Raw genomic sequence first — 21,220 nt, 5'->3', positions numbered from 1 at the left:
CCAGTAAGGACCAAATCTCTGGGGTTGATATGTTTGTAGTTGTAGTCAAATGCTCTATGCTCAATATTCATTGTTCAATAAACGGGTTTACCATTCGGCGCCTGGATAGGCACGTTGGAGGTATTGCATTTCGGCCAGGATGTAACCCAGGTATTCGGTATGGAGCCCTGTTTTACCTCCGGTATGCATGAAGGGCTCCGCTGGAGGAAAAGGCAGTGTGGCTTCCTGAAAGATCTCCTGCACTTTATTGCGCCAGGATTGTTGCAAGGCAGGAACATCCACGCCAATGCCGGCAGCGGCCATGGCCGTCTCGTAGCCGGCCGGTATAAAGAATTCGCCGGTATAGTTCCAGAGGGCATCGAGTGCCTTGAGCATACGTGCATGGCTTTCATCGGTGCCATCACCCAACCTGATCACCCACTCACTGCTCCAGCGCAGGTGATAGGTTACTTCTTTCATAGATTTCTCTGCAATGGCAGCCAGGGTAGGATCGCTTGATCTTTGGAGTTGCCCGTACAGGAGGTACTGGTATGCACTGAAGAAGAACTGTCGGAGGATGGTTTGCCCCCAATCGCCCCTGGGTAATTCGGTGATCAGGCAGTTTTTGAAATGGCGTTCATCACGCAGGTAAGCCAGGGAATCTTCAGTGGCCTCGCCGCGGCCCGGAGATCGGTTGTTATCAGCATTTGTTAAGGCAGCCGCGTATTGGTACAGGCTACGCGCCTGTCCAATAAGATCGAGAGAAATATTGGTGATGGCAATATCCTGTTCCAGTACGGGGCCATGGCCGCACCATTCGCTGTTGCGCTGGGAGAGGATCAGGGTGTTATCGGCCAGATGGGTGGTATAGTTGATTAAAGTCTGGTTCAAATGCTGAATATTAAATGTTCTAATGCTCAATTTTCAATGCCCAACTCTCACTGTTCGATCTTCGATGATAAGCCGCTACATGTGCTTCAACTCATCGGGCAGGTCATAGAAAGTGGGGTGGCGGTATATTTTATCATTGGCAGGTTCATAGAAGGCGCCGGCATCATCGGGATTGGAGGCATGGATGTATTTGCTTTCTACGACCCATATACTGATGCCTTCTGATCGGCGGGTATATACGTCTCTGGCATTCTCAATGGCCATTTGTGGATCGGCAGCCTGGAGGCTACCTACATGTTTGTGATCAAGGCCCTGCTTGCTGCGGATGAATACTTCCCACAGGGGCCAGTTGGCAGTGGATGTTTTGCTTTCAATGGCACCGCTTCCATTCTCTTCAGGTATGTCACCGTAATAGTATTTTGTTACTCGTAAGTTCATTGTCAATTATTAATTAATCAATAATCAGGCGGCTTTTACTTCTTGCCGTGCTTTGCGTTTTTCGGCGTGGGCGGCAGCGGCATCGCGTACCCAGGCGCCTTCGGTCCAGGCATTGCGGCGTGCTTGCAGCCGTTGTTTATTACAAGGTCCATTGCCTTTGACGACATTCCAGAACTCTGTCCAATCAATTTCACCAAAATCGTAATGGCCTTTTTGGGCATTCCATTTCAGGTGGGGATCGGGCAGGGTAATATTCAATATTTTGGCCTGTTCCGCAATCATGTCAACAAATTGCTGCCTCAGTTCATCATTACTTTTGCGTTTTATTTTCCAGGTCATGCTTTGGTCGGAGTGGGTAGATTCGCTGTCTTTAGGACCAAACATCATGAGGGATGGCCACCACCAACGATTGATAGCATCCTGGCACATGGCCTGTTGTTCGGGCGTACCTTTGGAAAGAACGAGTAATATTTCAAATCCCTGGCGTTGGTGAAAGCTTTCTTCTTTACATATACGTACCATGGCACGTGCGTAGGGGCCATAAGAGGCGCGGCAAAGCATCACCTGGTTAAGGATCGCCGCCCCATCAACCAGCCAGCCAACAGCGCCCATATCGGCCCAGGTGAGGGTGGGATAATTAAAGATGGACGAATATTTGGCCTTGCCGCTGTGCAGGTCTTCAATGGTTTGATTGCGGGTAGTGCCCAATGTTTCCACGGCGGAATACAGGTATAGGCCATGGCCGGCCTCATCCTGTACCTTGGCGAGGAGGATGGCTTTGCGTTTGAGGCTGGGTGCGCGGGAGATCCAATTGCCTTCGGGCAGCATACCAACGATCTCGCTATGGGCATGTTGGCTGATCTGACGCACGAGTGTTTTGCGGTAAGCATCGGGCATCCAGTCTCTGGGCTCAATCTTTATTTCCTGGTCTACTTTATGCTGAAAAATTTTTTCCAGTTCCTGCACAGACATGGTAACAAGTTTTTAGGTGAATCAAAGGTAATTATAATTTGCCGCTTTGCTAACGGTTGTTAGCTTATTGTTTTATTGTATTTTGGGTGGCAAAGCAGCCAAGAAAGGGACTGGATTGTCGAGTTAAGGGGCTGCAGGAGGTGTATTGTTGTGGGGTTGGAGAAAGGGTACGGGCCTTTGCCTTTTATGGGGGTTATAAACGATTGTATTGACCTGCTTGTTAACGATTGCGTTTATGGAGTATTCACAGGATCATGATCTTGCGCATATTGAACCAATGTTACGGAAAGTAGCGAAGGGGGACGAGCTTGCATTTCGCGAGTTGTATCATCTATTTAATAAAAGGCTGCATTATTTTGCCCTGGCGCTGGTAAAAACGAAAGAGGCGGCAGAAGAGATCGTGGAAGATGTGTTTATCCGGCTCTGGAATCAACGGGCTACGGTTACGGGAATCAATAATCTTAGGATCTATCTCTACACGGCTACCAAGAATACGGCGCTCAATTATTTGTCGCGCAAAGCCAAGGAGAGCATTATTGAGCCTTTTGACAATATTGACATTGCACTGCAGGAAACGGGGGTATCGCCGGAGCAGATCATGATCACGGCCGAGACGTATCAAAAGATCAGGCAGGCGGTAGAAGGGCTGCCGCCACGTTGTAAAATGATCTTTAAGCTGATCCGGGAAGACGGGCTTCGTTATAAGGAAGTGTCGGAAATACTCAATATCTCCATCAATACGATTGATGCGCAAATGGCCATTGCTATCCAACGGATCACGGAAGCCGTCCGGAAAGAGTTTGAAAAATTCCCCGACGCTCTACCAAAAATCATAAGGTTTTCTTTCTCTTCCTGCCATTATTGCAGTATTTTTACAGTCATAAAAGGGGCTTGTTTTTTATGACTTCTTTCCCACTCCAAGAAGCTATCCAGCACATTGCCGGGACAATTTATTTCCGGCCTGGGCGCCTTCGTAACAAGGAATTCACCTTTTCACTTTACTTTCGGTTTACTTCAAGTTTACTTTAAGTTTACTTCCGGTTTACCCGATAGATGGCAGATCTGCGGCTGAAAGGCGGCTGATCTATAGCTATGCTATGGAGCTGCTTTACTTATGATGTTTCGGCGCTCTTCCAGAAGGGGCTAAAAAACCTGCCATTTTTACAGGTTCTTCCAGGCTTAAAAATCTTCAAAAAAGATACGAGCGGCTTAGTAGATGAATTTAAAATGGTTGTCTTATTGTACAAAGCTTGCCATTGAATGCCTCAACAACGCATTTATGAACTGATTGCCCGTAAGTTATCCGGGGAAGCCACCCAGGCCGAACTGGAGGAACTACAGACTTACCTTCAAGAAAATGGCGGCGATCAATACCTGTTTGAAATTCTTTCTTCGTACTGGCAGCAGGCCCCGACCTGCAACAGGAAGCAGGAGCTGATGAAGAAGAAAGATTCCAACGCATCCTGGATGCTACTTCCCCACCAGCAATACCCACTATAATAAATGACCCGGCCCCTACCGGCCGGATAATCGCTTTGCGCCGTTGGCTAGCTTATGCGGCAGCCATCATCGTGATAACGGGTAGTACTTTTTTATTTACAGGTACCAGTCTGGAAAAGAACTGGCCGGGCCCGATACATTGGCAGCCAATAAGCCTATCAGTGAAGTGGTGGCCAAATCGGGCAGCCGGTCGAAACTGGTATTGCCAGATGGTACGCAAGTATGGTTAAACGGGGAGAGCCGATTGAGCTATCAGCCTAGTTTCAATACGGATAAACGGGAAGTGAACCTGGAAGGGGAAGCCTTTTTGATGTAACGCATGACAAGCAACGGCCATTTATTGTACATACCTCGGGTATTGATATCAAGGTATTGGGTACGGCTTTTAATGTAAAAGCTACGCATCGGACGAAACAATAGAAACTACTTTATTACGAGGATCGATTGAGGTGGTAAGAAAGAATGATCCGGCTGCACCGAAAGTGATCCTTCGACAGCACGAAAAGCTGGTGTATAATAAGAAAGACCTGGTAGACATTGACACAACGGGCAGCAAACGGATCCAGCCGCTCTCGACAGGGCTGCAAACGGGTATTTCAATAACGATGCTTCCCAAAAACAAACCAGACAGTATTATCAAGGAAACCTCCTGGCTATACAACAAGTTGAATTTTGACGGGGATAGTTTTGAGGAGCTGGCGATCAAAATGGAACGGTGGTTTGATGTTAAGATCACGATCAACAGCAGCCGGTTGAAACATACGCGGCTGAAGGGAAGTTTTGAAAATGAAACGATCCGACAGGCGTTGGATGCATTGCAGATCATTACACCTTTTGAATACAAGATAGAAGGGAAGGAGATTGTGGTGGAGTAGTGGGAAGACAGCTTCGAGCTGTGAGCAAATACAGTATAGATAGGTGAGTGGGGCTTTTTACAACGCAGTTAAAAACCTGAATGCCCTGTTGGAGCGGGGTAATTTGGGCATGGTTATATAAGATATAAATGGGATCCCGTTGGAGCGGAATCCCGTTAAGGCAGTAACAGAATCCCGGAAATAGATCTGGTAAATCGGTCCGGTGTTCTGATTTGATCACCTTAAAGCGTAAATATATGAAAAAAGTACGCCTCCCAGGCGGAGGTATGGACTGTCCCCATCGCTCTTTAAACTGTTCGTGATTATGAAGATTACACTCTTCCTTGTTGTACTAAGTGTTTGTCATGTACATGCGAATGTGTATGGGCAGGGCAACATAACGCTCAATTTGCAGCAGACTTCGATCGACAAAGTATTGACCAGGATTGAAAAAACTGAAGGCTTCAGGTTTCTCTACAATTATGACCTGAAAGCATTGAAGCGCAAGGTGAATGTAGCTGTTAAGAATAGCAGTATCCGGGAAACGCTGGATAAGATCCTTAGTAATACGGACCTCACGTACAAGCTGCTGGACAATAACCTGGTAGCAATCATTTTACAAACTCAGGAAAAACAAGAGATCCGTGTCGCGGGTAAGGTAACGGGGAGTAATAATGAACCGTTGGGTGGGGTATCGGTACAGGTGAAGGGTACAATGACTGGTACTTCGACGAATAATAGTGGTGAATATTCGATTACGGCTGATGAAAAAGCTACGCTTCAATTTTCGTATATCGGTTTCGAGCAAAAGGAAGTGGGGGTTAATGGTCAAAATGTAATCAATGTTCAATTGGAAAATTCCAAGGCGCAGTTGGACCAGGTAGTAGTGGTGGGTTATGGCTCGCAACGGCGAAAAGATGTAACCGGGGCGGTGTCGATCGTAACGGCTGCGGATATTGCCAATCGTCCTATTGTGAATGCGGGGGAGGTATTGCAGGGTAAAGCCTCGGGTGTACAGGTGGTTTCTAATTCGGGTAAGCCTGGCGCGGGCCTGGCTATCAGGATCAGGGGTTCATCTTCGATCAGTGCGGGCAATGAGCCTTTGTATGTAGTGGATGGTATTCCTACAACGGATATCGCGATGCTTAATCCGGGGATATTGAGTCGATGACGGTATTGAAGGATGCGGCATCAGCTTCTATATATGGTACGCGGGCTGCCAATGGCGTGGTAGTGATCACTACTAAAAAAAGGGGTAGCGGGTAAATCGAGGATTGACTTTGGCTACTATTATGGCACGACCTCGACGACTAAGAAGCTGGATGTATTGAATGCTTCGCAGTATCAGCAGTACATGAATGAAAGTTATGGTGCGAATACGATCACGGATAGTATGGTAAGGGCCAATAATATCAACTGGCCTGATGAGGTGTTCCGGCATGGCAGTCAGGCCAACTATCAAGTGGCGATTGCCGGGGAAGTGAGAAGTTGCAGCATTATATTTCGCTCAATTATAATGACCAGGAGGGTATGATCAGGCCTGCAACTTTCAACCGGTTAACGGCGCGGGTGAACCTCAATTCAAAAGTGAACAATTGGCTTACGCTAACCAGCTCCACGTTGTTATCGCGTGCCAATACGTATGGGGTAACGGATAATGCGGGTGTTGCCAAAGGAGGTGTTGTATTGTCGGCCCTGGCTACACCGCCTACGGTAGGCAAATACCGGCCGGATGGCTCTGTAGCTCAAAACCCGCTTACGGGATGGGAAAACCCATTAGGCGCTATTGAGGGCACGAGAAATAAAAACACTTCGGACAGGATACTGTCGAACCTGGGAATGGATATCAGGTTGTGGAAAGGGTTGGTGTATCAATCGCGCCTGGGTATCGACTACCAGACGAACTTATACAATTCATTCCTGGACCCTTTTATGACGCAGGATGGCCGTAATAATAAAGGGCGGATCACTGAAACCCGGAATACTCAATTGATCTGGCTGAGTGAGCAGTTGCTGAACTACAGTGTTAACTGGCATAAAAACCGGTTAACTGCACTGGCGGGCTGGACGGCGCAGGATTCGCATTTTGATGAAACATCTGTTTCGGGTACGGTAATTAATGCTTCTTACCGGCATGAATCTTATAGTAAGATATTGATGTTGGCGCAGACGAAAAATGCGCCTACCAAAACGGTAGATGATTGGGCCCTGATGTCGTACCTGGGCAGGGTTACCTACGATTATGCTGGCAAATACCTGTTGCAGGGGAATGTGCGGATGGACCGTTCTTCCAAGTTTGCACCCGGCAATCGCAATGCTACATTTCCTTCCTTTTCAGGTGGGTGGAGAATTTCACAGGAAGACTTTTTAGGGATGTGAAAGTGGTGGATGAATTAAAGGTACGTGTAGGCTGGGGGCAAAATGGTAACCAGGAAGGGTTAGGCAGTTATCAATATCTTTCGTTATCGAACATCAATCCACAGGATGGCTCAACAAATCCAGTAGCAGTAGCTTCTAAAGATATCAGGTGGGAAACGAGTACGCAAACGAATATTGGTATTGACGCGAGTATACTGAACAGGCGGATCACGTTTTCAGCAGATTTTTATATCAAGAAAACGAATGATGTACTGGTGAGTGTACCGTTGCCTGATCAGGCAGGTTTTCCCAATGCGCTGATCAATATGGGTACGGTGCGGAATATCGGACAGGAATTTGTGATCTCCAGCAGGAACCTGGTGAGTGGGGCTGTAAAATGGACTACGGACCTGAATATTTCCTTCAACAGGAATAAGGTGCTGAATATTGGTAATGGCATTGGGTATATGCGTTCGTTTGGAAATATTTATGAGCGTGGCAATGCGTCGGCGCTGGAAGCGGGTCAGCCATTGGGTACTTTTTATGGTTATGTGGCTGCGGGTGTGGACCCTGCTACGGGTAAGCAGTTGTATAGAACTAAGGATGGCAAAAGTGTTCCTTACCCGGAAACAACACCTTCGGACAGGCAGATCATTGGTAATGCTCAGCCTGATTTTGTATATGGCATGACGAATAATGTTTCGTACAAGAATTTTGATCTGACGGTTTTCATCCAGGGTTCTCAGGGAATCAAATATTTAATGGGGTACGGGTAGAAACAGAGGGCATGAAAGATTCGAGGAATCAGAGTACGGCTGTATTGGGCCGGTGGCAAAAACCCGGGGATATCACGAATATACCAGGGGTTAGTCCAGGGAGCAATGATAATACGGTGATATCGACGCGGTTCCTGGAAAATGGTTCTTACCTGCGGTTTAAAACGATCACGTTGTCGTACCGGTTTAAAGAAGACTTGTTGCGGCCTATCGGGTTAGGTACTGCGATGGTATATATTTCCGGGCAAAACCTCATTACGATCACGAAATACAAAGGATTTGATCCGGAAGTAAGTACTTATGGAAATGCAGTAAACGTAAACAGAAGGCCTGATACGGATAACCGGAATATTGCTTTGGGTGTTGACTATGGCGCTTATCCGCAGGCAAAAGTGTTTTTACTGGGTGTGCATGTAAGCCTGAAATAAGGGCGTTGTACACGTTGAAGTTATTGACCTCTATTAAATTATTTCAGATGAAAACAAAGAAAATTGCAATCAATATATTGTTTACAGTGGCACTGGCAATAATGTTATCGGCCTGTAATAAGTTGCTGGACAAAGAACCGGTTACGCAAATTGTTACTCCGGAAGATTCAACTACTATTTCGGCTACGGATGCGGAAAACTCAATTGCAGGGCTTTACCGTTTTTTAAAGAGTGACGGTGTTGAGTTCAATATTTTTGACCGGCTTACCACGGGGATGTGGTTTCGGACAATGGGTATGCGGGAGGCGACAATTCAAATAATATAACTCAGGACCTTTTCACGTTCAATTCTTTGAATGAAAATATCAATCGTGACTGGGGTGGGTTTTACAGGTTAATTGCACGTACGAACATTACGATCAACCAGGTAACTAAAAGTGTTGATCCAGCTTTATCGGCTGCACGTAAAAATCAGATACTGGGTGAAGCCCGTTTTTTAAGGGCCATTGGTTATTTTGACCTGGTGCGTATGTTTGGCCGGGTGCCCATTATGTTAACGCCTCCTATTACGAAGACGGCAGAAGAATTGTTGAAATCGGTACTGGTACCGCAATCGTCTGCTGATTCGGTATACGATGTGATCCTGCAAGATCTCTGGTTTGCAAAAAGCAGTGTGCGGGATATTGGGGCCTCTACATCGCGGTACCTGATATCAAAGGGTGCGGTGAATGGGATGCTGGCCAAAGTATATGCTGCCAAACCTACCCCCAATTGGGATTCGGTACGGTATTACTGTGATCAGGTGATTCCAAACTATGCGCTGGTGCCCAATTATAATTTCCTTTGGGACAATCAGCATGATAATAACAGTGAGGCGATTTGGGTAATCAATTATGACGGCTGGAGTGCCGGGGACCAGGTAGGCAATTGGGCGCCCTCGATATTTGTGGGGGGAGTATTGGTCATTATGAAGGCGGGGGCTGGAAGAAGTTCACGACGCCTACGAATGATCTTGTCAATGTGTACCAGGCGGAAGGGGATAATATCCGGCAAAATGCTACGCTTACTTTTCTGGATATTACGGGGCAGTGGACGGATGCTCATTGGCCGGTTACGCATTATCCTTTTTTGACGAAGTATAATGATCCATCGGGGGTATCAATGATTTTTATATGATCAGGCTGGCTGATATTCTGTTGTTAAGGGCAGAGGCGGCAGTTGAAAAAGTGATATTCCGGGAGCTATGAACCTGGTAGCACAGGTAAGGGCCCGGGTAAACCTTGGGCCCAAAACAGCGGTTGATGCCGCCACGGCCAGGCAGGTGATTGCTACGGAAAGAAGGCTGGAACTGGCGTTTGAAGGGCATAGATGGTATGATCTTTTAAGAACAGGCAAGGCACTGGAGGTCATGAATGCGCAAAAAGATGGTAACGGGCAAAACCTGAATTATAATGTACAGCCCTACCGGCTATTGTATCCCATACCGCAGGCGCAACTAGACCTGAATCCGTATTTACGGCAAAACCCGAATTATTAAACGTTACTGTACATGCAATATCGCGTCCTTTTTTTTAATACTGGTTACCTGGTTATCGAGTTGTAGCTGCTCGGGCAAGAAGGGTGATGATGGTGGTGGCGGGGGTAATCCGCCTCCCAATCCACCGGTTGGCAACGCCGATGTAGCGGCCTGGGTAACCACGGGGATCAATTGTCGCTGCTGCAAAAGCAACCGGTGGTGCTTTCTTTTGGCACCAACGCTAATGCTTTTCTTTTATTGATGTAGACAGTACTCAGCAGCTCCAAAGCATTGATGGGTTTGGCTATACGCTTACAGGAGGCAGCGCCGCGCTTATCAATGGAATGAATGGCACGGAGAAAACCAACCTGTTGAAGGAGTTGTTCAGTACGGAAGAAAATGGAATCGGCATTAGTTACCTGCGGCTGAGTATCGGAGCTTCTGACCTAAGTGCTTCAGTATTCAGTTATGATGATATGCCAGCAGGACAAACGGATGTGAACCTGGCTCAATTCAGTCTTAGCCCGGATAAAACAGACCTGATTCCCTTGCTCAAGGCAATCATTGCGATCAACCCTTCGATCAAGTTGCTGGCCACTCCCTGGAGCCCGCCGGTATGGATGAAGGACAATGGGAGTTCTATCGGGGGCAGTCTTCAACCTGGTTATTATGGTGTGTATGCGCAATACCTGGTGAAGTATATACAGGAGATGAAAGGGGAAGGGATTAGGATAGATGGGATCACGCCGCAAAATGAGCCATTGCATCCGGGCAATAATCCCAGTTTGTATATGACAGCCGGGCAACAGGCGGAATTTATCAAGAATCACCTCGGGCCGGCTTTCCAGGCAGCCGGGTTAACTACCAAGATCATTGTGTATGATCATAATTGTGACCGGCCAGATTATCCGCTGGCGATCTTAAATGATGCATCGGCTAAAGCTTTCATTAACGGCAGTGCTTTTCATTTGTATGCGGGTGATATCAATGTTTTGTCGCAGGTGCACCTTGCACATCCTGACAAGGATGTATATTTTACGGAACAATACACGGCTTCTACAGGTAGTTTTGACGGGGACCTGAAATGGCACCTGAAGAATGTGATCATTGGGGCCACGCGCAACTGGAGTAAAACGGCATTGGAATGGAACCTGGCGAATGATGCGGGTTTCGGGCCGCACACGCCTGGTGGCTGTACTACGTGTAAGGGGGCATTGACGATTGGGAGTACGGTGACGCGTAATGTGGCTTATTACATTGTAGGGCATGCTTCTAAATTTGTACCGGCTGGTTCGGTACGGATCGGCAGTAATATCAGTGGTAGTTTACAGAATGTGGCTTTCCTAACGCCTACCGGGAAAAAAAGTATTGATCGTATTGAATGATGGTAATGGAGGGGAAACTTTTAATATCCGTTTCAAAGGAAAATGGACGGCGCATTCGCTGGCGGCGGGGTCGGTGGGTACGTATGTGTGGTAAGGAGTAGGGGCGCCTATGGCGCCGCATTGGGTAGCCTAACATGTTGCTACAAAGCGGGCGCCACCCCATTGATCTGGAGTACGGGGCTAATGAGCCCGGAAGCTTATACGCTCGAAGCAGGTATTGCAGGATGGCTTAACCGGGAAACGCCGACACAAATAGGTCAACGTGCGGCCATAGCTTATGACCGCTATCAGCATTGTGGCGTAAAAGCGGCAGCCAAGTTACTTGTCACGGGCTGGTGATCAACTGCTTTTTCTTGAAAGCATAATGGCGCCTGCCAGCAGGGCAACCACAGCTCCTCCCATCATGATATAGGCCATGGTGGTATTGCCTTTGTCTTTAGCGGTAAGCTCCAGATCACCAATCTTGATATTGGCTTTGTTGTCATTGTATTTCTGGTAGCCAAAATAACCCAGGAGGATACCTCCTATCAGGAGAATGATACTGATAGCACGCATAAGCAAATGTTTATGCAGGCTATGCAAAATGCATACCCCGGGCAAATTGTGCCAGGGACAAATACTTTTAGACAACAACAAAGCCAGCCGCTTTGAAATAGGCGTCACCAGCCAGAGGCTGGCGACTGAAGGAGGCTGGCGACTGAAGAAAAAAGCATACCCCGGGCGTCATTACCCGGGGTATGTTTTATAAAGCGCTCACTATGTATGGCTTAATAGGTATTCCGGAACTGGTGGTCAATCCTGCCCGGGGGTTGTTTGAGGGGTATTTGCAAACCCTTGGTTTCTTCGAGCCATTGGAATAATTCCTTTTTGAGGGCAATGCCTGTTTTGCGCAGGCTGGTATCACGGATCAGGTTATTCATTTCATAGGGGTCCTTTTGAAGATCGTACAGCTCATTAATGTCCCACACGCCATGGTTATAGATGTACTTGTACTGATTGGTGCGGATAGCAAAAATGGTGGGTGTTTGGGGAAAGGAAGCCTCCCAATAGTATTCATAAAATACCTTATCGCGCCAGGGAATGGTTTTACCGCGTAATAGCTCGCCAAATGAATTGCCCTGCATATTGGCAGGTTTGGGTATACCTGCCATTTCGAGGAAGGTGGGGGCAATGTCTATATTCATGATGATCTGTGGTATGGTGGTGCCGGGTTTTGCCAGTCCGGGCGCCCAACAAAGGAGTGGTACACGCATGGACTCTTCATAAGCATGACGCTTATCGATCAACCCATGTTCACCAAAAGAAAAACCATTATCACCCATGTATACGACCATGGTATTTTGTTCCAATCCCTGTTCTTTTACCCAATCCACCACGCGCTGAATGCTTTCATCTACGGCCAATAATGTTTCCAGGTAATTGCGGTAGAAATCGTTGAATTTAATATCACCATGGTACATGTAGTCCACGCCATGCCAGCTATAGCGCTGCCTGCGTACCCATTGGGGAATGTCTTTATAGTTAACAGTAGTGGTGGGGGCGGTTACTTCACCATACAGTTTGCTGCTGTCGGTAGCAGTCAGGTACATGGACGGTGGGCATACAATGGGCAGGTTGGCATAGCGGCCTTCATGTCTTTTGGCAGGCTTGAATCCGGCATGTACGCCTTTGTGAGAGAGGTATACAAAAAAAGGCTTTTGTTTGTTGCGCTGGTTGAGCCATTCGATGGCATTATCGGTAAGGAGGTCGGTGGTATAGCCACCTTCGGGTTGTTTTATTCTTTTGCCATTGATGTTGAAAGTGGGGTTGTAATAAACGCCCTGGCCCTGGAAGCTTACCCAATGGTCGAAGCCGGGCTGGGGTTTATCGTCGGTATTACCCATATGCCATTTGCCGAGGAAAGCTGTTTGGTATCCGCTTTTCTGGAGGTATTGGGGGAAAAAGGTAAGGTTGGCCGGCAGGGGTGCCTCATTGTCTACTACGGTGTGGGTATGGGCATATTGGCCGGTCAATATAGAGGCGCGGCTGGGAGAGCATAGTGCGGTAGATACAAATGCATTGGCCAGGTGGGCGCCTTCTTTGGCCATGCGGTCCATACCAGGTGTTTGCAGGCCCTTCATTTTATTCATAAAGCCCATGGCATCATAGCGATGGTCATCGGCCAGTATGAAAATGATGTTCATGGGTTTTGTGCGGGTGGCTGACTGGCCCAATGCCGATGTCAGCCAAAGCATACAGCCGATGCTAAGGAATAGCCATTTTTTTGATTCGTCATGATGGGGGATTGGGTTACGTGATAAAGTTAAGTTTAAAGAGGTGACACCTTTCGTCTGCGTCGCCAGGGAAAGGTATCACCTCTTCAAATTTAAGGTAAGCCACGCTACCGCGCTGCTATGCCGGGTAGCAGGGTGACCCACCTTAACCTATTCGATCATCTATTGCTATTACTTCAAACTGAATGCCGCCTGTTTTACCTCTTGTGAATTGGTACCAACAAATAGGTGGAAGTCGCCGGGTTCAGCTGTCCATTTGAGGTCTTTGTTGTAAAACTTCAGGTCTTCGATGGTCAGGGTGAAGCTCACTTCACGGCTTTCGCCTTTTTTTAAGGGTTACTTTTTCAAAGCGGCGTAATTCTTTTACGGGACGTGTAATGGTACCCACCAGATCGCGGATGTACAGTTGCACGGTTTCTTCTCCATCATAATTGCCGGTATTGGTAACCTGTATGGTGACTTGTAATTTATCGGAGGGATGATGGTTGTTTTATTCAGTTTAATATCTCCATAACTGAAGGTGGTATAGCTAAGGCCATACCCAAAAGGGTACAGGGGGTATTGGGCACGTCCAGGTATTTGGAGGTGTATTTCTGGTTTTCATCGAAAGGGCGGCCTGTATTTTTAGCATTGTAATAGATGGGTACCTGACCTAGGTTACGGGGAAGGTCATGGAGAGTTTGGCAGAAGGATTGGCTTCGCCAAACAATACTTCGGCAATGGCATTACCTGCCTGGGTACCACCAAACCAGGTTTCGAGGATGGCATGGATATTTTGATCTTCCCATGAGAGGGTGAGAGGCCGGCCATTCATCAGCACCAATATTATGGGTTTACCTGTTTGCTTCAAGGCTTTCAGGAGTTCTACCTGGTTGTCGAGCAGCCCGATCATACTGCGGCTAGCGGCTTCGCCGCTCATGCCGAATGCTTCGCCCAATACTGCTACGACTATATCGGCCTGTTGGGCAGTTTGTACTGCTTCGGCAATTAGCTGTGGAGGTGTTAATATATCGGGTAGTATCTGACCATCGTGGTCATTGAGCCGTTTGCGGAGGGCGGGGTCGTCGACCAGGTTGCAGCCCTTGGCATAAAGGAATTTATCTTTCCCGAATTTTTCTTCCAGTGCGGACCAGATGCTAACTGCTTTTTCCAATCGCCGGCGCCACTCCAGTTACCAATCAGGTTGCGCTGGTCTTTAACGAGGGGTCCAATGAAAGCTATTTTTTTAGCAGGGTTGAGGGGCAGGACCTGGTTGTCATTTTTCAGTAGCACGATGCTTTTGATAGCTGCTTCTTTGGCAAGGAGTATTTTTCGGGATTCATGATGGCTGTTTTGTTACGTGCTTCATTCACGTAACGGTAGGGATCATGGAATAGGCCCAGTTTGTATTTGGCTTCGAGTACCCGACGGCAAGCGGCATCAATAACGGCCTGGGAAACCCTACCAGATTTTACGAGGTCTACGCCATGCTGGATAAATATTTCGCCCACCATATCCATTTCATTGCCTGCATTGAGGGTTAGTTCGCCTACTTTCTTTGCATTGCCCATACCATGGGCGATCATTTCATTGATGGCGGTATAGTCGGTTACGATCAAGCCCTTAAAGCCCCACTGTTTGCGTAACAGATCCTGGAGGAGCCATTTATTGGCGGTGGCGGGAATACCATCAATTTCATTGAAAGAGGTCATTACGGAAGCTACGCCTGCATCAATGGCGGCCTTATAAGGAGGCAGGTACTCGTTGAACATTTTCAGGCGGCTCATGTCTACGGTATTGTAATCTCTGCCTGCTTCGGCAGCGCCGTACAAAGCGAAGTGTTTTACGCAGGCGAGCAGGGTATTTTCGTTGACAAAATTGGTACCCTGATAGCCTTTTACCATGGCTCTGGCCATTGCAGCGCCCAACCAAGGATCTTCTCCGGCGCCTTCGCTTACGCGGCCCCAGCGGGGATCGCGGGCAATATCGACCATGGGAGAGAATGCCCAGTTCAATCCATCGGCGGTAGCTTCATCGGCCGCTGCGCTGGCGGTGCGTTGTACGAGGGCAGGATCCCAGGTGGCAGATAAACCCAGGGGAATGGGGAATATGGTACGGTGGCCGTGGATGACATCGTATCCGAAAAGGAGGGGATCCTGAGGCGGGTTTCATTGACTGCAATCTCCTGGAGCTTGCGGACTGCCACAGGGGTATAGGTATTGAATACACCACCCACTAATCCTTTCTTTATTTTTCTTCCACGCCCTGGCTTAAGATGGGGCCGGTAACATCAAAACCTACAGAAGGGAGGTTGAGCTGGCCAATCTTTTCTTCGAGGGTCATCTTCTGCATCAGGGTGGTAATGAACTGGTTCATTTTGACCTCCTTTGCTAACTGGGCATTGGCTTGCATGGCCACGATGAGCAAGGCAAGTGTTATTAGTTTTCTGAACATATTCGTTTTTTTATGGACTTCCGGGTTTTAAGTACGGGTATATTTATTTTATTAAGTAAGGTAGTATGGCTTTTTGCCAGATGGCGTACCCTTTGGCGTTCATGTGGAGCCTGTCGTTTACATACAAGGTTTCATTGGGCTTTCCATTTTCGATCATCAGTTTATATACATCGACGTAAGCTGTTTTGGCTTGCCTGGACAGGTAGTTCTTAATGAGTAAGTTGGCCTGTAAAAGCTTCTGATGGAATTTTTCGCGGCTGGGGCTGGGTTTCATGGCTACAAATACCACGGGTACTTTGGGCATTTTTTTACGGATGAGGGTAAAGAGTTTTTCAAAACGGGTGAAGACTGTTTTGGCGGTGATGGTATCGGAAGAGGAAACATCATTCTCGCCACAATAGATCACAATTTCTTTGGGGTTGTAGGGAAAAATGACATCATCGGCATACTGTAATACATCGGGTAAGGTAGAGCCTCCAAAGCCACGGTTGATGATGGTAAAGGCCGGGAAAGCGGACTGAACATCATGCCACAAACGGAAAGACGAGCTGCCGACAAACAAGATAGCATTTTTTGGTGGAGGCTGCAGGCTATCCTGCTTTTTAAAGGCCTTTATTTCGCCCCAAAGGCCTTCCTGGGCCTGTAGCTGTAGGGTGGTTACCAGCAGCAAGAGGCTTATGAAAAACGGTTCAGGGATGGTTGTAGGTGTTGCATAATTGGTTGGTTGAAAAAATAGTACGGCAAATTACTACTCTACTTTAATGATATGGGCTTTTTCGGAAACGCCATTTTCATTGATGGACTCAATACAAAAATAATAAGGCAAGGTTCTGTCCATGGCTTTAAAGTAGTATTCATTGGCATTGTGGACCATAATGCTATTGTACCATTTACCGGGTTGGGTGCCGAAATAAATATTGTAGGCATAGGCATTGTCGACCGGCGACCATTTGATCCAGGCGCTGCGTTTGTCTTTTTCGGTACGTAGAACTGTAAAGATTTTTGGGGTATCGGGCCGGGGGCCATTGCCGTTACCAAAGATGCGTAAACCGCTCAAAGCAAATTTACCGGTGGGCATATGGAGGTTTTCCAGTTTAATATACCTGGTTTGAACAGGTGCAGGGAGTTCTATGTAATCATGGGGTACATCGGTGGTATTGTTGCTTTTATCGACCAGCAGTTGCCATTTTTGCCATCGGGGGAATGATAGAGTTTGTATTGGTGGCAGAGGCCCAGTGTTTTGCCCAAGAATATGGTATCCATTTCTTTGGGAAAGGAAACATCCTGATCAGCATAATTGATCTGTATGGCATTGACGGTGCTCAGGTTGCCGAGGTCGGTTTGTATCCACTCGCCTTTATTGGCAGTAGCGGCACTCCAGTAGGTTTTGATGTTTTCGTCAACGGCATAGTTGGGATAATAGCTCCCCAGGGTAGAGGATACGGTGACGGGCTTATTGTAGTTGAGGAGCATCCACCCCCTGAACAATCCCGGCTGGCGGTTGGAAGGATAAGGCAAGGCAAAAAAGCGGCTATCGGGCAGGTAATGGGGATAGTCGCCAAAGGCGGTATTGCACCACATGATGCCATCGGCATCAAAACCTGCCGGCCAAATACCCATGCGGCGTTCAAAATTGTTTTTTACTGAAATAGCAATGGTGGAGGTATGCCACCAGTTGTTGTAATTATCCTGGAAAGTGCTGCCATGACCCGCACCACGGGCAAAGCCACCTGGTTTATAGCTAAGTGGATCGGGCTGTGGGGTAAAGGGGCCGAGGGGATGATCGCCTACGACCACACCATCGGCATAACCGCTGAACTCGGTACCGGGCGCTCCATATTGGAGGTAATATTTACCCTTGTATTTGGTCATCCAAGCTCCTTCAATAAATGGATCGAGAAAGGTATTGTCGTTGTATTCACCAAAGCGCTGCCAGCCATACCTCAATCTTCGAGCAGGTAGAGTTCCTTGCGGGCGCCAATGGGTTGCAGGGTTTTCCGGTTCATTTGCACGCCATACAAGGGATACCTGTTGCTGCTGCCATTGTACATGTACAGTTTGCCATCATCATCCAGGAAAATATCAGGATCCCAACCACCGATATCAAATGAATCTACAGCCTCTTTCCATTGGTTGGCTTTGGGATCGGTACTCATCCAGATGGGAAAATTGCTGGAATAGGTGGAACCGAATACGAGCATGGTATCGCCCATTACGCATACGGCAGGAGCGCAAAGGTCGTCATATACTTTGTGCCAGGGCTTCAGGAATTTACGGGAAATAAAATGCCAGTTGCTGAGGTCGCTGCTCCACCAGTAACCCCATTGGTTGGTGGAGAATAAATAGAAGTCGCCTTTGTAATTTACGATCACAGGATCGGCGGTAGCGCGGTGCCTACCCCATTCGCTAAAGTTGGGAATGGGGGTGTAACCATAATCGATATTGACGGGGTTGCAATAGGTAGAAGGGGCGGTTTGAGAATAAACAGCAACAAATGATGTAGAGAGCACTGTCAATACACACAAGAGCCATTTGGGTAAGGTCTTTGCTGTCACTAAATGCTGTACAGGAAACGAATATGAATGATTCATCGGGATACGATTGGCGTACTGTTTATTTCAATGCTTCGTCTTTTTCTTTTTCCAAGAAGTCGGAGGACTCCTCCAAACCAGTGGCTGTAGCTTCCAGTAATGCCTCATCGGGCACGATGGTTAAAGGAATGGTACTGGATTGTGAAGGTTCGTTGTAAGGAATATTGGAACATCTGTTGTAACAGGAGATCAAGGACCACCTTGCTTTATCAGACAGGTTGGCTTCGGAACGATGCAATAGGTTACTATGAAAAACAGGGCATCGCCGGGCATGATCTCTACATATACCAGCTCCATGGTTTTCAAGGCCAGGTCTACATAATGTTGGGAAGCACCGACCTGCTCACCGGCAAATCCATGTTCAATGCGCCCCATTTTATGGGATCCTTTTATTACCTGCAGGCAGCCATTTTGCTTGTTGGCTTCGGTAATGGCGATCATGACGGATATCATTTGATCGGGGTACAAGAATTCATTCTTATACCAATAGCCGTAGTCCTGGTGCCATTCCCACGCACCGCCCACTTTGGGTTCTTTTTGCATGAGCTTTGAATGGAAGTGGCAAACGGGGCCTCGCCGTCCAGCAATTTATCAACGGAATCTACCATTCTCCTGCTTTTGGTAAGCAAGCCATAAGCATCATTGCCAGGGGTATACCATAGGGTAAGTTTTGTTTTTTGCCGGTTTGGTCATTGAGATCAAAGGCATGCTTTTTTACAGCATCATCTTCGGTTGCAATGCTATATAGTTTGTTCACTTCGGCTGCGCCTAAAAATCTTTGACAATGATATAGCCATCTCTTTTAAAGGCGGTGACCTGTTCGGGTGTTAACTGAAAGTGTGCCATAAAAAGGAAGTGTTTATTGTTTTTATACCATGGGCCATTGGAAAGTGGACTGTAAAGTTATTCTCTTTCCGGTGGCGGAAGAGGTGCGGGCTGCTTCAATTATTTCCAGTACATGCAATGCATGTAAAGCGGCAATTCGGGGTTCTATCCCGGTTGACAGGGATTCGGCAATTACAGAGGCGCCCTGCTGCCATACATAGGTACCGGGATCGGGCAGGTAGCGCTTAGGAGGTTCGGTAAAAGATTCGGCGAGGTCAACACCAAAGGGAGCCCAGTCGTACCCTACCAATCCCATATTGCCCCTGGTACCCCAGATGGTGATGGTAGGTTTTTCCTGCCCTTTTCCTTCATGGCCGTAAGGATCAAAATAGTTAAACCCACACTGTACATGGGATAAAGTACCGTTTCCATGTTCCATGATGACCATGGCATTGTCTTCGGCCACTACTTTTATAGTGCCTTTATTGTCGACGGTACGTTGGGGGTAAGGATGCTGGTAACGGCTACGACGGACCTGGCAGGCCCCAGCAGGCCAGTAAGGGTGGCCAGGTTATAAACGCCCAGATCGGGCAAGCTGCCTCCTCCTTTTTCATAGAAGAAAGCAGACCAGGTAGGGCCAAGGTGGCCGTAATGGGCATGTGCAGCGGCTATTTTTCCAAGCCTTCCATCCTGAATAGCTTTTGACATAAAGGCAAACTGAGGGCTATTCACTACGGCAGGGGCGCCCCATATACGTATTTTTTTAAGCTGGGCCAGATCGAATAAGGCTTTGCCTTCCTTATAGGTATTGGCCATCGGTTTTTCGCTCCATACATGCTTACCTGCTTCCAGTGCCTGTTTGTTTAGACGGCCATGTTCCTGCATATCGGTGAGGTTGACCAACAGGTCGAAAGGTGCGCCAGCCAAAAGCTTATCAATATGAGGATAATGGTGCGGTATTTTAAACTCAGCAGCCCGTTCAACAGCTCTTTGCGGTATAATATCGCAAGTGCTTATGAGTTCTACATAAGGTGATTTAGACAGGTGAGGCAGGTATTGGCCGGATACGCTGCCACAGCCAATGACAGCCACTCTTATTTTCTTTTGTTCGTGTTCCAAGGCAAACCCTTCTACGGATGCAAGCAGCAGTCCCACTCCGGCCATAGCTGTTTGCTGCAAAAACTGTAGCCGGGAAAGATTGTGTGCCATATCAATGTATTTAATTTTTATAAGGGGTTTTATGCTTAGTTTTTCAATCCATTTTGTACTTCAGGGTTTTTCATGAATAGCTTCCAGAGTAACCCTGTTCGATAATTTTCTATCATCACTACAATGGGGGCCTGGTTCAATCCCATATAAATTTCGGAGCACCAGTTTTGATGGAGGTTAAAGGCATCCCGGAACCCATAAGCCCCCACAAAAACTTCCCATGGTGGCGGTAATATTTTTCAGGGCTTTCATGCCGGCATCCGGGAGATAAGGAAATGAGGCCAATGCTCCTGTTGGAGTCAGTTTGCCCTCATCTGCTCTTGTAACCGGTTCATTGGCCGAATAATCCCAGGGGCCATCACTGGCGGTAATGCCCCAGCAATCGGCTCCATACTCTTTGTATTGTCCCGGATTTTCTATGCAGTATCGCTGATTAATCAGTGCTATATTCCGGTTATTGGTGAAATAGTTTGTATAGGCATCGTTAACCTGATTTGGATCGAGGCCCAGAAAGGAGTAGTGCACAAAAAACAAGGGGCCTCCGTTTGAGACGCCTACTTTAAGTGGTATTCCATAATAAACGTTTCCATTGGTATAGGAGGCTCCCTGCCCAGTTTTTCCCCAGGCTTTCCGGTATTGCTGTGCTTCTTCGCTCTGGCTTGCCCAGCCTGTATAATACAAACTGGTGGGGACAGCATGTGTGGGAGATGCTATTGCCAGTATGTAGGCTATCATGGTCTCATTCCAACCAATCAGCTTATGGTTCAGCATCCACTGTTTATCGGGCGACCA

General features: G+C 47.5%; 34 protein-coding genes and 3 pseudogenes. 15 read left to right on the top strand and 22 right to left on the bottom strand.

Annotated elements, in window-relative coordinates; genetic code table 11:
• Positions 1-87 precede the first annotated feature (87 nt).
• The 3 genes from paaC to paaA form a co-directional block, all read right to left on the bottom strand.
• Entirely contained in the window at positions 88-870 is a 783-nt protein-coding gene (paaC, locus tag RS881_RS01620) for a 1,2-phenylacetyl-CoA epoxidase subunit PaaC (protein WP_315819481.1), read from the bottom strand.
• A 75-nt stretch (positions 871-945) separates the two neighbouring features.
• Positions 946-1,308, bottom strand: a complete 363-nt coding sequence (gene paaB / locus RS881_RS01615; protein ID WP_350340078.1) for a 1,2-phenylacetyl-CoA epoxidase subunit PaaB — start codon at positions 1,306-1,308, stop codon at positions 946-948.
• Between the two features lie 24 nt (positions 1,309-1,332).
• Positions 1,333-2,280, bottom strand: coding sequence for a 1,2-phenylacetyl-CoA epoxidase subunit PaaA (paaA, locus tag RS881_RS01610; RefSeq protein ID WP_315819480.1), 948 nt, complete (start codon positions 2,278-2,280; stop codon positions 1,333-1,335).
• Positions 2,281-2,515: 235 nt separating this feature from the next.
• Here paaA and RS881_RS01605 point away from each other — a divergent pair, with 235 nt between their 5' ends.
• The 13 genes and pseudogenes from RS881_RS01605 (at position 2,516) to RS881_RS01550 (ending at position 9,733) form a co-directional block, all read left to right on the top strand.
• Positions 2,516-3,184 carry an RNA polymerase sigma factor gene (locus RS881_RS01605; RefSeq protein WP_315819479.1) on the top strand — a complete coding sequence of 223 codons (669 nt, stop codon included), beginning with the start codon at positions 2,516-2,518 and terminating at the stop codon, positions 3,182-3,184.
• 356 nt (positions 3,185-3,540) lie between these two features.
• Positions 3,541-3,780: a hypothetical protein gene (locus RS881_RS01600; RefSeq protein WP_315819478.1), complete on the top strand. Its 240-nt coding sequence runs from the start codon at positions 3,541-3,543 to the stop codon at positions 3,778-3,780.
• A 166-nt stretch (positions 3,781-3,946) separates the two neighbouring features.
• Positions 3,947-4,200, top strand: a pseudogene (locus RS881_RS58895) (FecR family protein).
• A 29-nt stretch (positions 4,201-4,229) separates the two neighbouring features.
• A complete protein-coding gene (locus tag RS881_RS01590) occupies positions 4,230-4,655 on the top strand; it encodes a FecR domain-containing protein (RefSeq protein ID WP_315819476.1) in 426 nt (141 codons plus the stop codon).
• 304 nt (positions 4,656-4,959) lie between these two features.
• Positions 4,960-5,805, top strand: coding sequence for an STN domain-containing protein (locus RS881_RS01585; RefSeq protein ID WP_315819475.1), 846 nt, complete (start codon positions 4,960-4,962; stop codon positions 5,803-5,805).
• Positions 5,802-5,900 carry a hypothetical protein gene (locus RS881_RS58890; protein WP_350340077.1) on the top strand — a complete coding sequence of 33 codons (99 nt, stop codon included), beginning with the start codon at positions 5,802-5,804 and terminating at the stop codon, positions 5,898-5,900. The genes RS881_RS01585 and RS881_RS58890 overlap by 4 nt, the downstream gene beginning before the upstream one ends.
• A gap of 61 nt (positions 5,901-5,961) precedes the next feature.
• Positions 5,962-6,168 (top strand): hypothetical protein, encoded by a 207-nt coding sequence (locus RS881_RS01580; protein WP_315819474.1) that lies wholly within the window; start codon positions 5,962-5,964, stop codon positions 6,166-6,168.
• Positions 6,165-7,013 carry a SusC/RagA family TonB-linked outer membrane protein gene (locus RS881_RS01575; protein ID WP_315819473.1) on the top strand — a complete coding sequence of 283 codons (849 nt, stop codon included), beginning with the start codon at positions 6,165-6,167 and terminating at the stop codon, positions 7,011-7,013. Before RS881_RS01580 ends, RS881_RS01575 begins: the two co-directional genes overlap by 4 nt.
• Positions 7,010-7,768, top strand: a complete 759-nt coding sequence (locus RS881_RS01570) for a SusC/RagA family TonB-linked outer membrane protein (protein ID WP_315819472.1) — start codon at positions 7,010-7,012, stop codon at positions 7,766-7,768. Before RS881_RS01575 ends, RS881_RS01570 begins: the two co-directional genes overlap by 4 nt.
• 11 nt (positions 7,769-7,779) lie before the next feature.
• Positions 7,780-8,196 carry a hypothetical protein gene (locus RS881_RS01565; RefSeq protein ID WP_315819471.1) on the top strand — a complete coding sequence of 139 codons (417 nt, stop codon included), beginning with the start codon at positions 7,780-7,782 and terminating at the stop codon, positions 8,194-8,196.
• A 47-nt stretch (positions 8,197-8,243) separates the two neighbouring features.
• On the top strand, positions 8,244-8,522 hold the full coding sequence (locus RS881_RS01560; RefSeq protein ID WP_315819470.1) for a hypothetical protein: 279 nt from the start codon (positions 8,244-8,246) through the stop codon (positions 8,520-8,522).
• Complete coding sequence (locus RS881_RS01555) at positions 8,474-9,328, top strand: RagB/SusD family nutrient uptake outer membrane protein (protein WP_315819469.1); 855 nt, start codon at positions 8,474-8,476, stop codon at positions 9,326-9,328. Before RS881_RS01560 ends, RS881_RS01555 begins: the two co-directional genes overlap by 49 nt.
• Positions 9,329-9,439: 111 nt before the next feature.
• Positions 9,440-9,733: a RagB/SusD family nutrient uptake outer membrane protein gene (locus tag RS881_RS01550; RefSeq protein ID WP_315819468.1), complete on the top strand. Its 294-nt coding sequence runs from the start codon at positions 9,440-9,442 to the stop codon at positions 9,731-9,733.
• Positions 9,734-9,736: 3 nt separating this feature from the next.
• On the opposite strand, the gene RS881_RS01545 is transcribed toward RS881_RS01550, so the two are convergent.
• Positions 9,737-9,919, bottom strand: coding sequence for a hypothetical protein (locus RS881_RS01545; RefSeq protein WP_315819467.1), 183 nt, complete (start codon positions 9,917-9,919; stop codon positions 9,737-9,739).
• 137 nt (positions 9,920-10,056) lie between these two features.
• On the opposite strand from RS881_RS01545, the gene RS881_RS01540 reads away from it, so the two are divergent.
• Positions 10,057-11,097 carry a glycoside hydrolase family 30 protein gene (locus RS881_RS01540; RefSeq protein ID WP_315819466.1) on the top strand — a complete coding sequence of 347 codons (1,041 nt, stop codon included), beginning with the start codon at positions 10,057-10,059 and terminating at the stop codon, positions 11,095-11,097.
• A 42-nt stretch (positions 11,098-11,139) separates the two neighbouring features.
• Entirely contained in the window at positions 11,140-11,436 is a 297-nt protein-coding gene (locus RS881_RS01535; RefSeq protein ID WP_315819465.1) for a hypothetical protein, read from the top strand.
• Here the strand turns inward: RS881_RS01535 and RS881_RS01530 are convergent, their stop codons facing one another.
• From RS881_RS01530 to RS881_RS01450, 18 genes and pseudogenes are all read right to left on the bottom strand, one after another.
• A complete protein-coding gene (locus RS881_RS01530; protein ID WP_315819464.1) occupies positions 11,437-11,652 on the bottom strand; it encodes a DUF3185 family protein in 216 nt (71 codons plus the stop codon).
• Positions 11,653-11,864: 212 nt separating this feature from the next.
• Positions 11,865-13,280: a sulfatase family protein gene (locus RS881_RS01525; protein WP_315819463.1), complete on the bottom strand. Its 1,416-nt coding sequence runs from the start codon at positions 13,278-13,280 to the stop codon at positions 11,865-11,867.
• A gap of 261 nt (positions 13,281-13,541) precedes the next feature.
• Positions 13,542-13,691, bottom strand: a pseudogene (locus tag RS881_RS01520) (fibronectin type III-like domain-contianing protein); the annotation flags it as partial.
• The gene (locus RS881_RS01515; protein ID WP_315824989.1) at positions 13,681-13,758 is read right to left on the bottom strand and encodes a hypothetical protein; all 78 of its coding nucleotides are present in this window, start codon (positions 13,756-13,758) and stop codon (positions 13,681-13,683) included. The gene RS881_RS01515 and the pseudogene RS881_RS01520, both read right to left, overlap by 11 nt.
• Before the next feature lie 264 nt (positions 13,759-14,022).
• Positions 14,023-14,523, bottom strand: coding sequence for a glycoside hydrolase family 3 C-terminal domain-containing protein (locus RS881_RS01510; protein WP_315819462.1), 501 nt, complete (start codon positions 14,521-14,523; stop codon positions 14,023-14,025).
• A 56-nt stretch (positions 14,524-14,579) separates the two neighbouring features.
• A pseudogene (locus tag RS881_RS01505) lies at positions 14,580-14,642 on the bottom strand (hypothetical protein); the annotation flags it as partial.
• The gene (locus tag RS881_RS01500; RefSeq protein ID WP_315824988.1) at positions 14,633-15,445 is read right to left on the bottom strand and encodes a glycoside hydrolase family 3 N-terminal domain-containing protein; all 813 of its coding nucleotides are present in this window, start codon (positions 15,443-15,445) and stop codon (positions 14,633-14,635) included. The pseudogene RS881_RS01505 and the gene RS881_RS01500, both read right to left, overlap by 10 nt.
• Positions 15,446-15,596: 151 nt before the next feature.
• The gene (locus tag RS881_RS01495; RefSeq protein ID WP_315819461.1) at positions 15,597-15,803 is read right to left on the bottom strand and encodes a hypothetical protein; all 207 of its coding nucleotides are present in this window, start codon (positions 15,801-15,803) and stop codon (positions 15,597-15,599) included.
• Positions 15,804-15,846: 43 nt separating this feature from the next.
• The gene (locus RS881_RS01490) at positions 15,847-16,473 is read right to left on the bottom strand and encodes a GDSL-type esterase/lipase family protein (RefSeq protein WP_315819460.1); all 627 of its coding nucleotides are present in this window, start codon (positions 16,471-16,473) and stop codon (positions 15,847-15,849) included.
• Positions 16,474-16,551: 78 nt separating this feature from the next.
• A complete protein-coding gene (locus tag RS881_RS01485; RefSeq protein WP_315819459.1) occupies positions 16,552-16,881 on the bottom strand; it encodes a hypothetical protein in 330 nt (109 codons plus the stop codon).
• 50 nt (positions 16,882-16,931) lie between these two features.
• A complete protein-coding gene (locus tag RS881_RS01480) occupies positions 16,932-17,750 on the bottom strand; it encodes a discoidin domain-containing protein (protein ID WP_315819458.1) in 819 nt (272 codons plus the stop codon).
• Complete coding sequence (locus RS881_RS01475) at positions 17,747-18,394, bottom strand: family 43 glycosylhydrolase (RefSeq protein ID WP_315819457.1); 648 nt, start codon at positions 18,392-18,394, stop codon at positions 17,747-17,749. Before RS881_RS01475 ends, RS881_RS01480 begins: the two co-directional genes overlap by 4 nt.
• Before the next feature lie 22 nt (positions 18,395-18,416).
• Positions 18,417-18,587, bottom strand: a complete 171-nt coding sequence (locus tag RS881_RS01470) for a hypothetical protein (RefSeq protein ID WP_315819456.1) — start codon at positions 18,585-18,587, stop codon at positions 18,417-18,419.
• Complete coding sequence (locus RS881_RS01465) at positions 18,584-18,937, bottom strand: phytanoyl-CoA dioxygenase family protein (protein WP_315819455.1); 354 nt, start codon at positions 18,935-18,937, stop codon at positions 18,584-18,586. The genes RS881_RS01470 and RS881_RS01465 overlap by 4 nt, the downstream gene beginning before the upstream one ends.
• Before the next feature lie 325 nt (positions 18,938-19,262).
• Entirely contained in the window at positions 19,263-19,685 is a 423-nt protein-coding gene (locus tag RS881_RS01460; RefSeq protein WP_315819454.1) for a hypothetical protein, read from the bottom strand.
• Positions 19,686-19,690: 5 nt separating this feature from the next.
• Positions 19,691-20,428, bottom strand: a complete 738-nt coding sequence (locus RS881_RS01455; protein WP_315819453.1) for a Gfo/Idh/MocA family protein — start codon at positions 20,426-20,428, stop codon at positions 19,691-19,693.
• A 35-nt stretch (positions 20,429-20,463) separates the two neighbouring features.
• Positions 20,464-20,637 (bottom strand): glucoamylase family protein, encoded by a 174-nt coding sequence (locus RS881_RS58880; RefSeq protein ID WP_350340076.1) that lies wholly within the window; start codon positions 20,635-20,637, stop codon positions 20,464-20,466.
• Positions 20,606-21,199 (bottom strand): glucoamylase family protein, encoded by a 594-nt coding sequence (locus tag RS881_RS01450; protein WP_315819452.1) that lies wholly within the window; start codon positions 21,197-21,199, stop codon positions 20,606-20,608. Before RS881_RS01450 ends, RS881_RS58880 begins: the two co-directional genes overlap by 32 nt.
• Positions 21,200-21,220: the final 21 nt, after the last annotated feature.

It is taken from the genome of Paraflavitalea speifideaquila, from assembly GCF_032395985.1.
Classification (GTDB): domain Bacteria; phylum Bacteroidota; class Bacteroidia; order Chitinophagales; family Chitinophagaceae; genus Paraflavitalea; species Paraflavitalea speifideaquila.
Note: the sequence above shows the minus strand (reverse complement) of the source record. Positions and strands in the feature narration are given on the sequence as shown.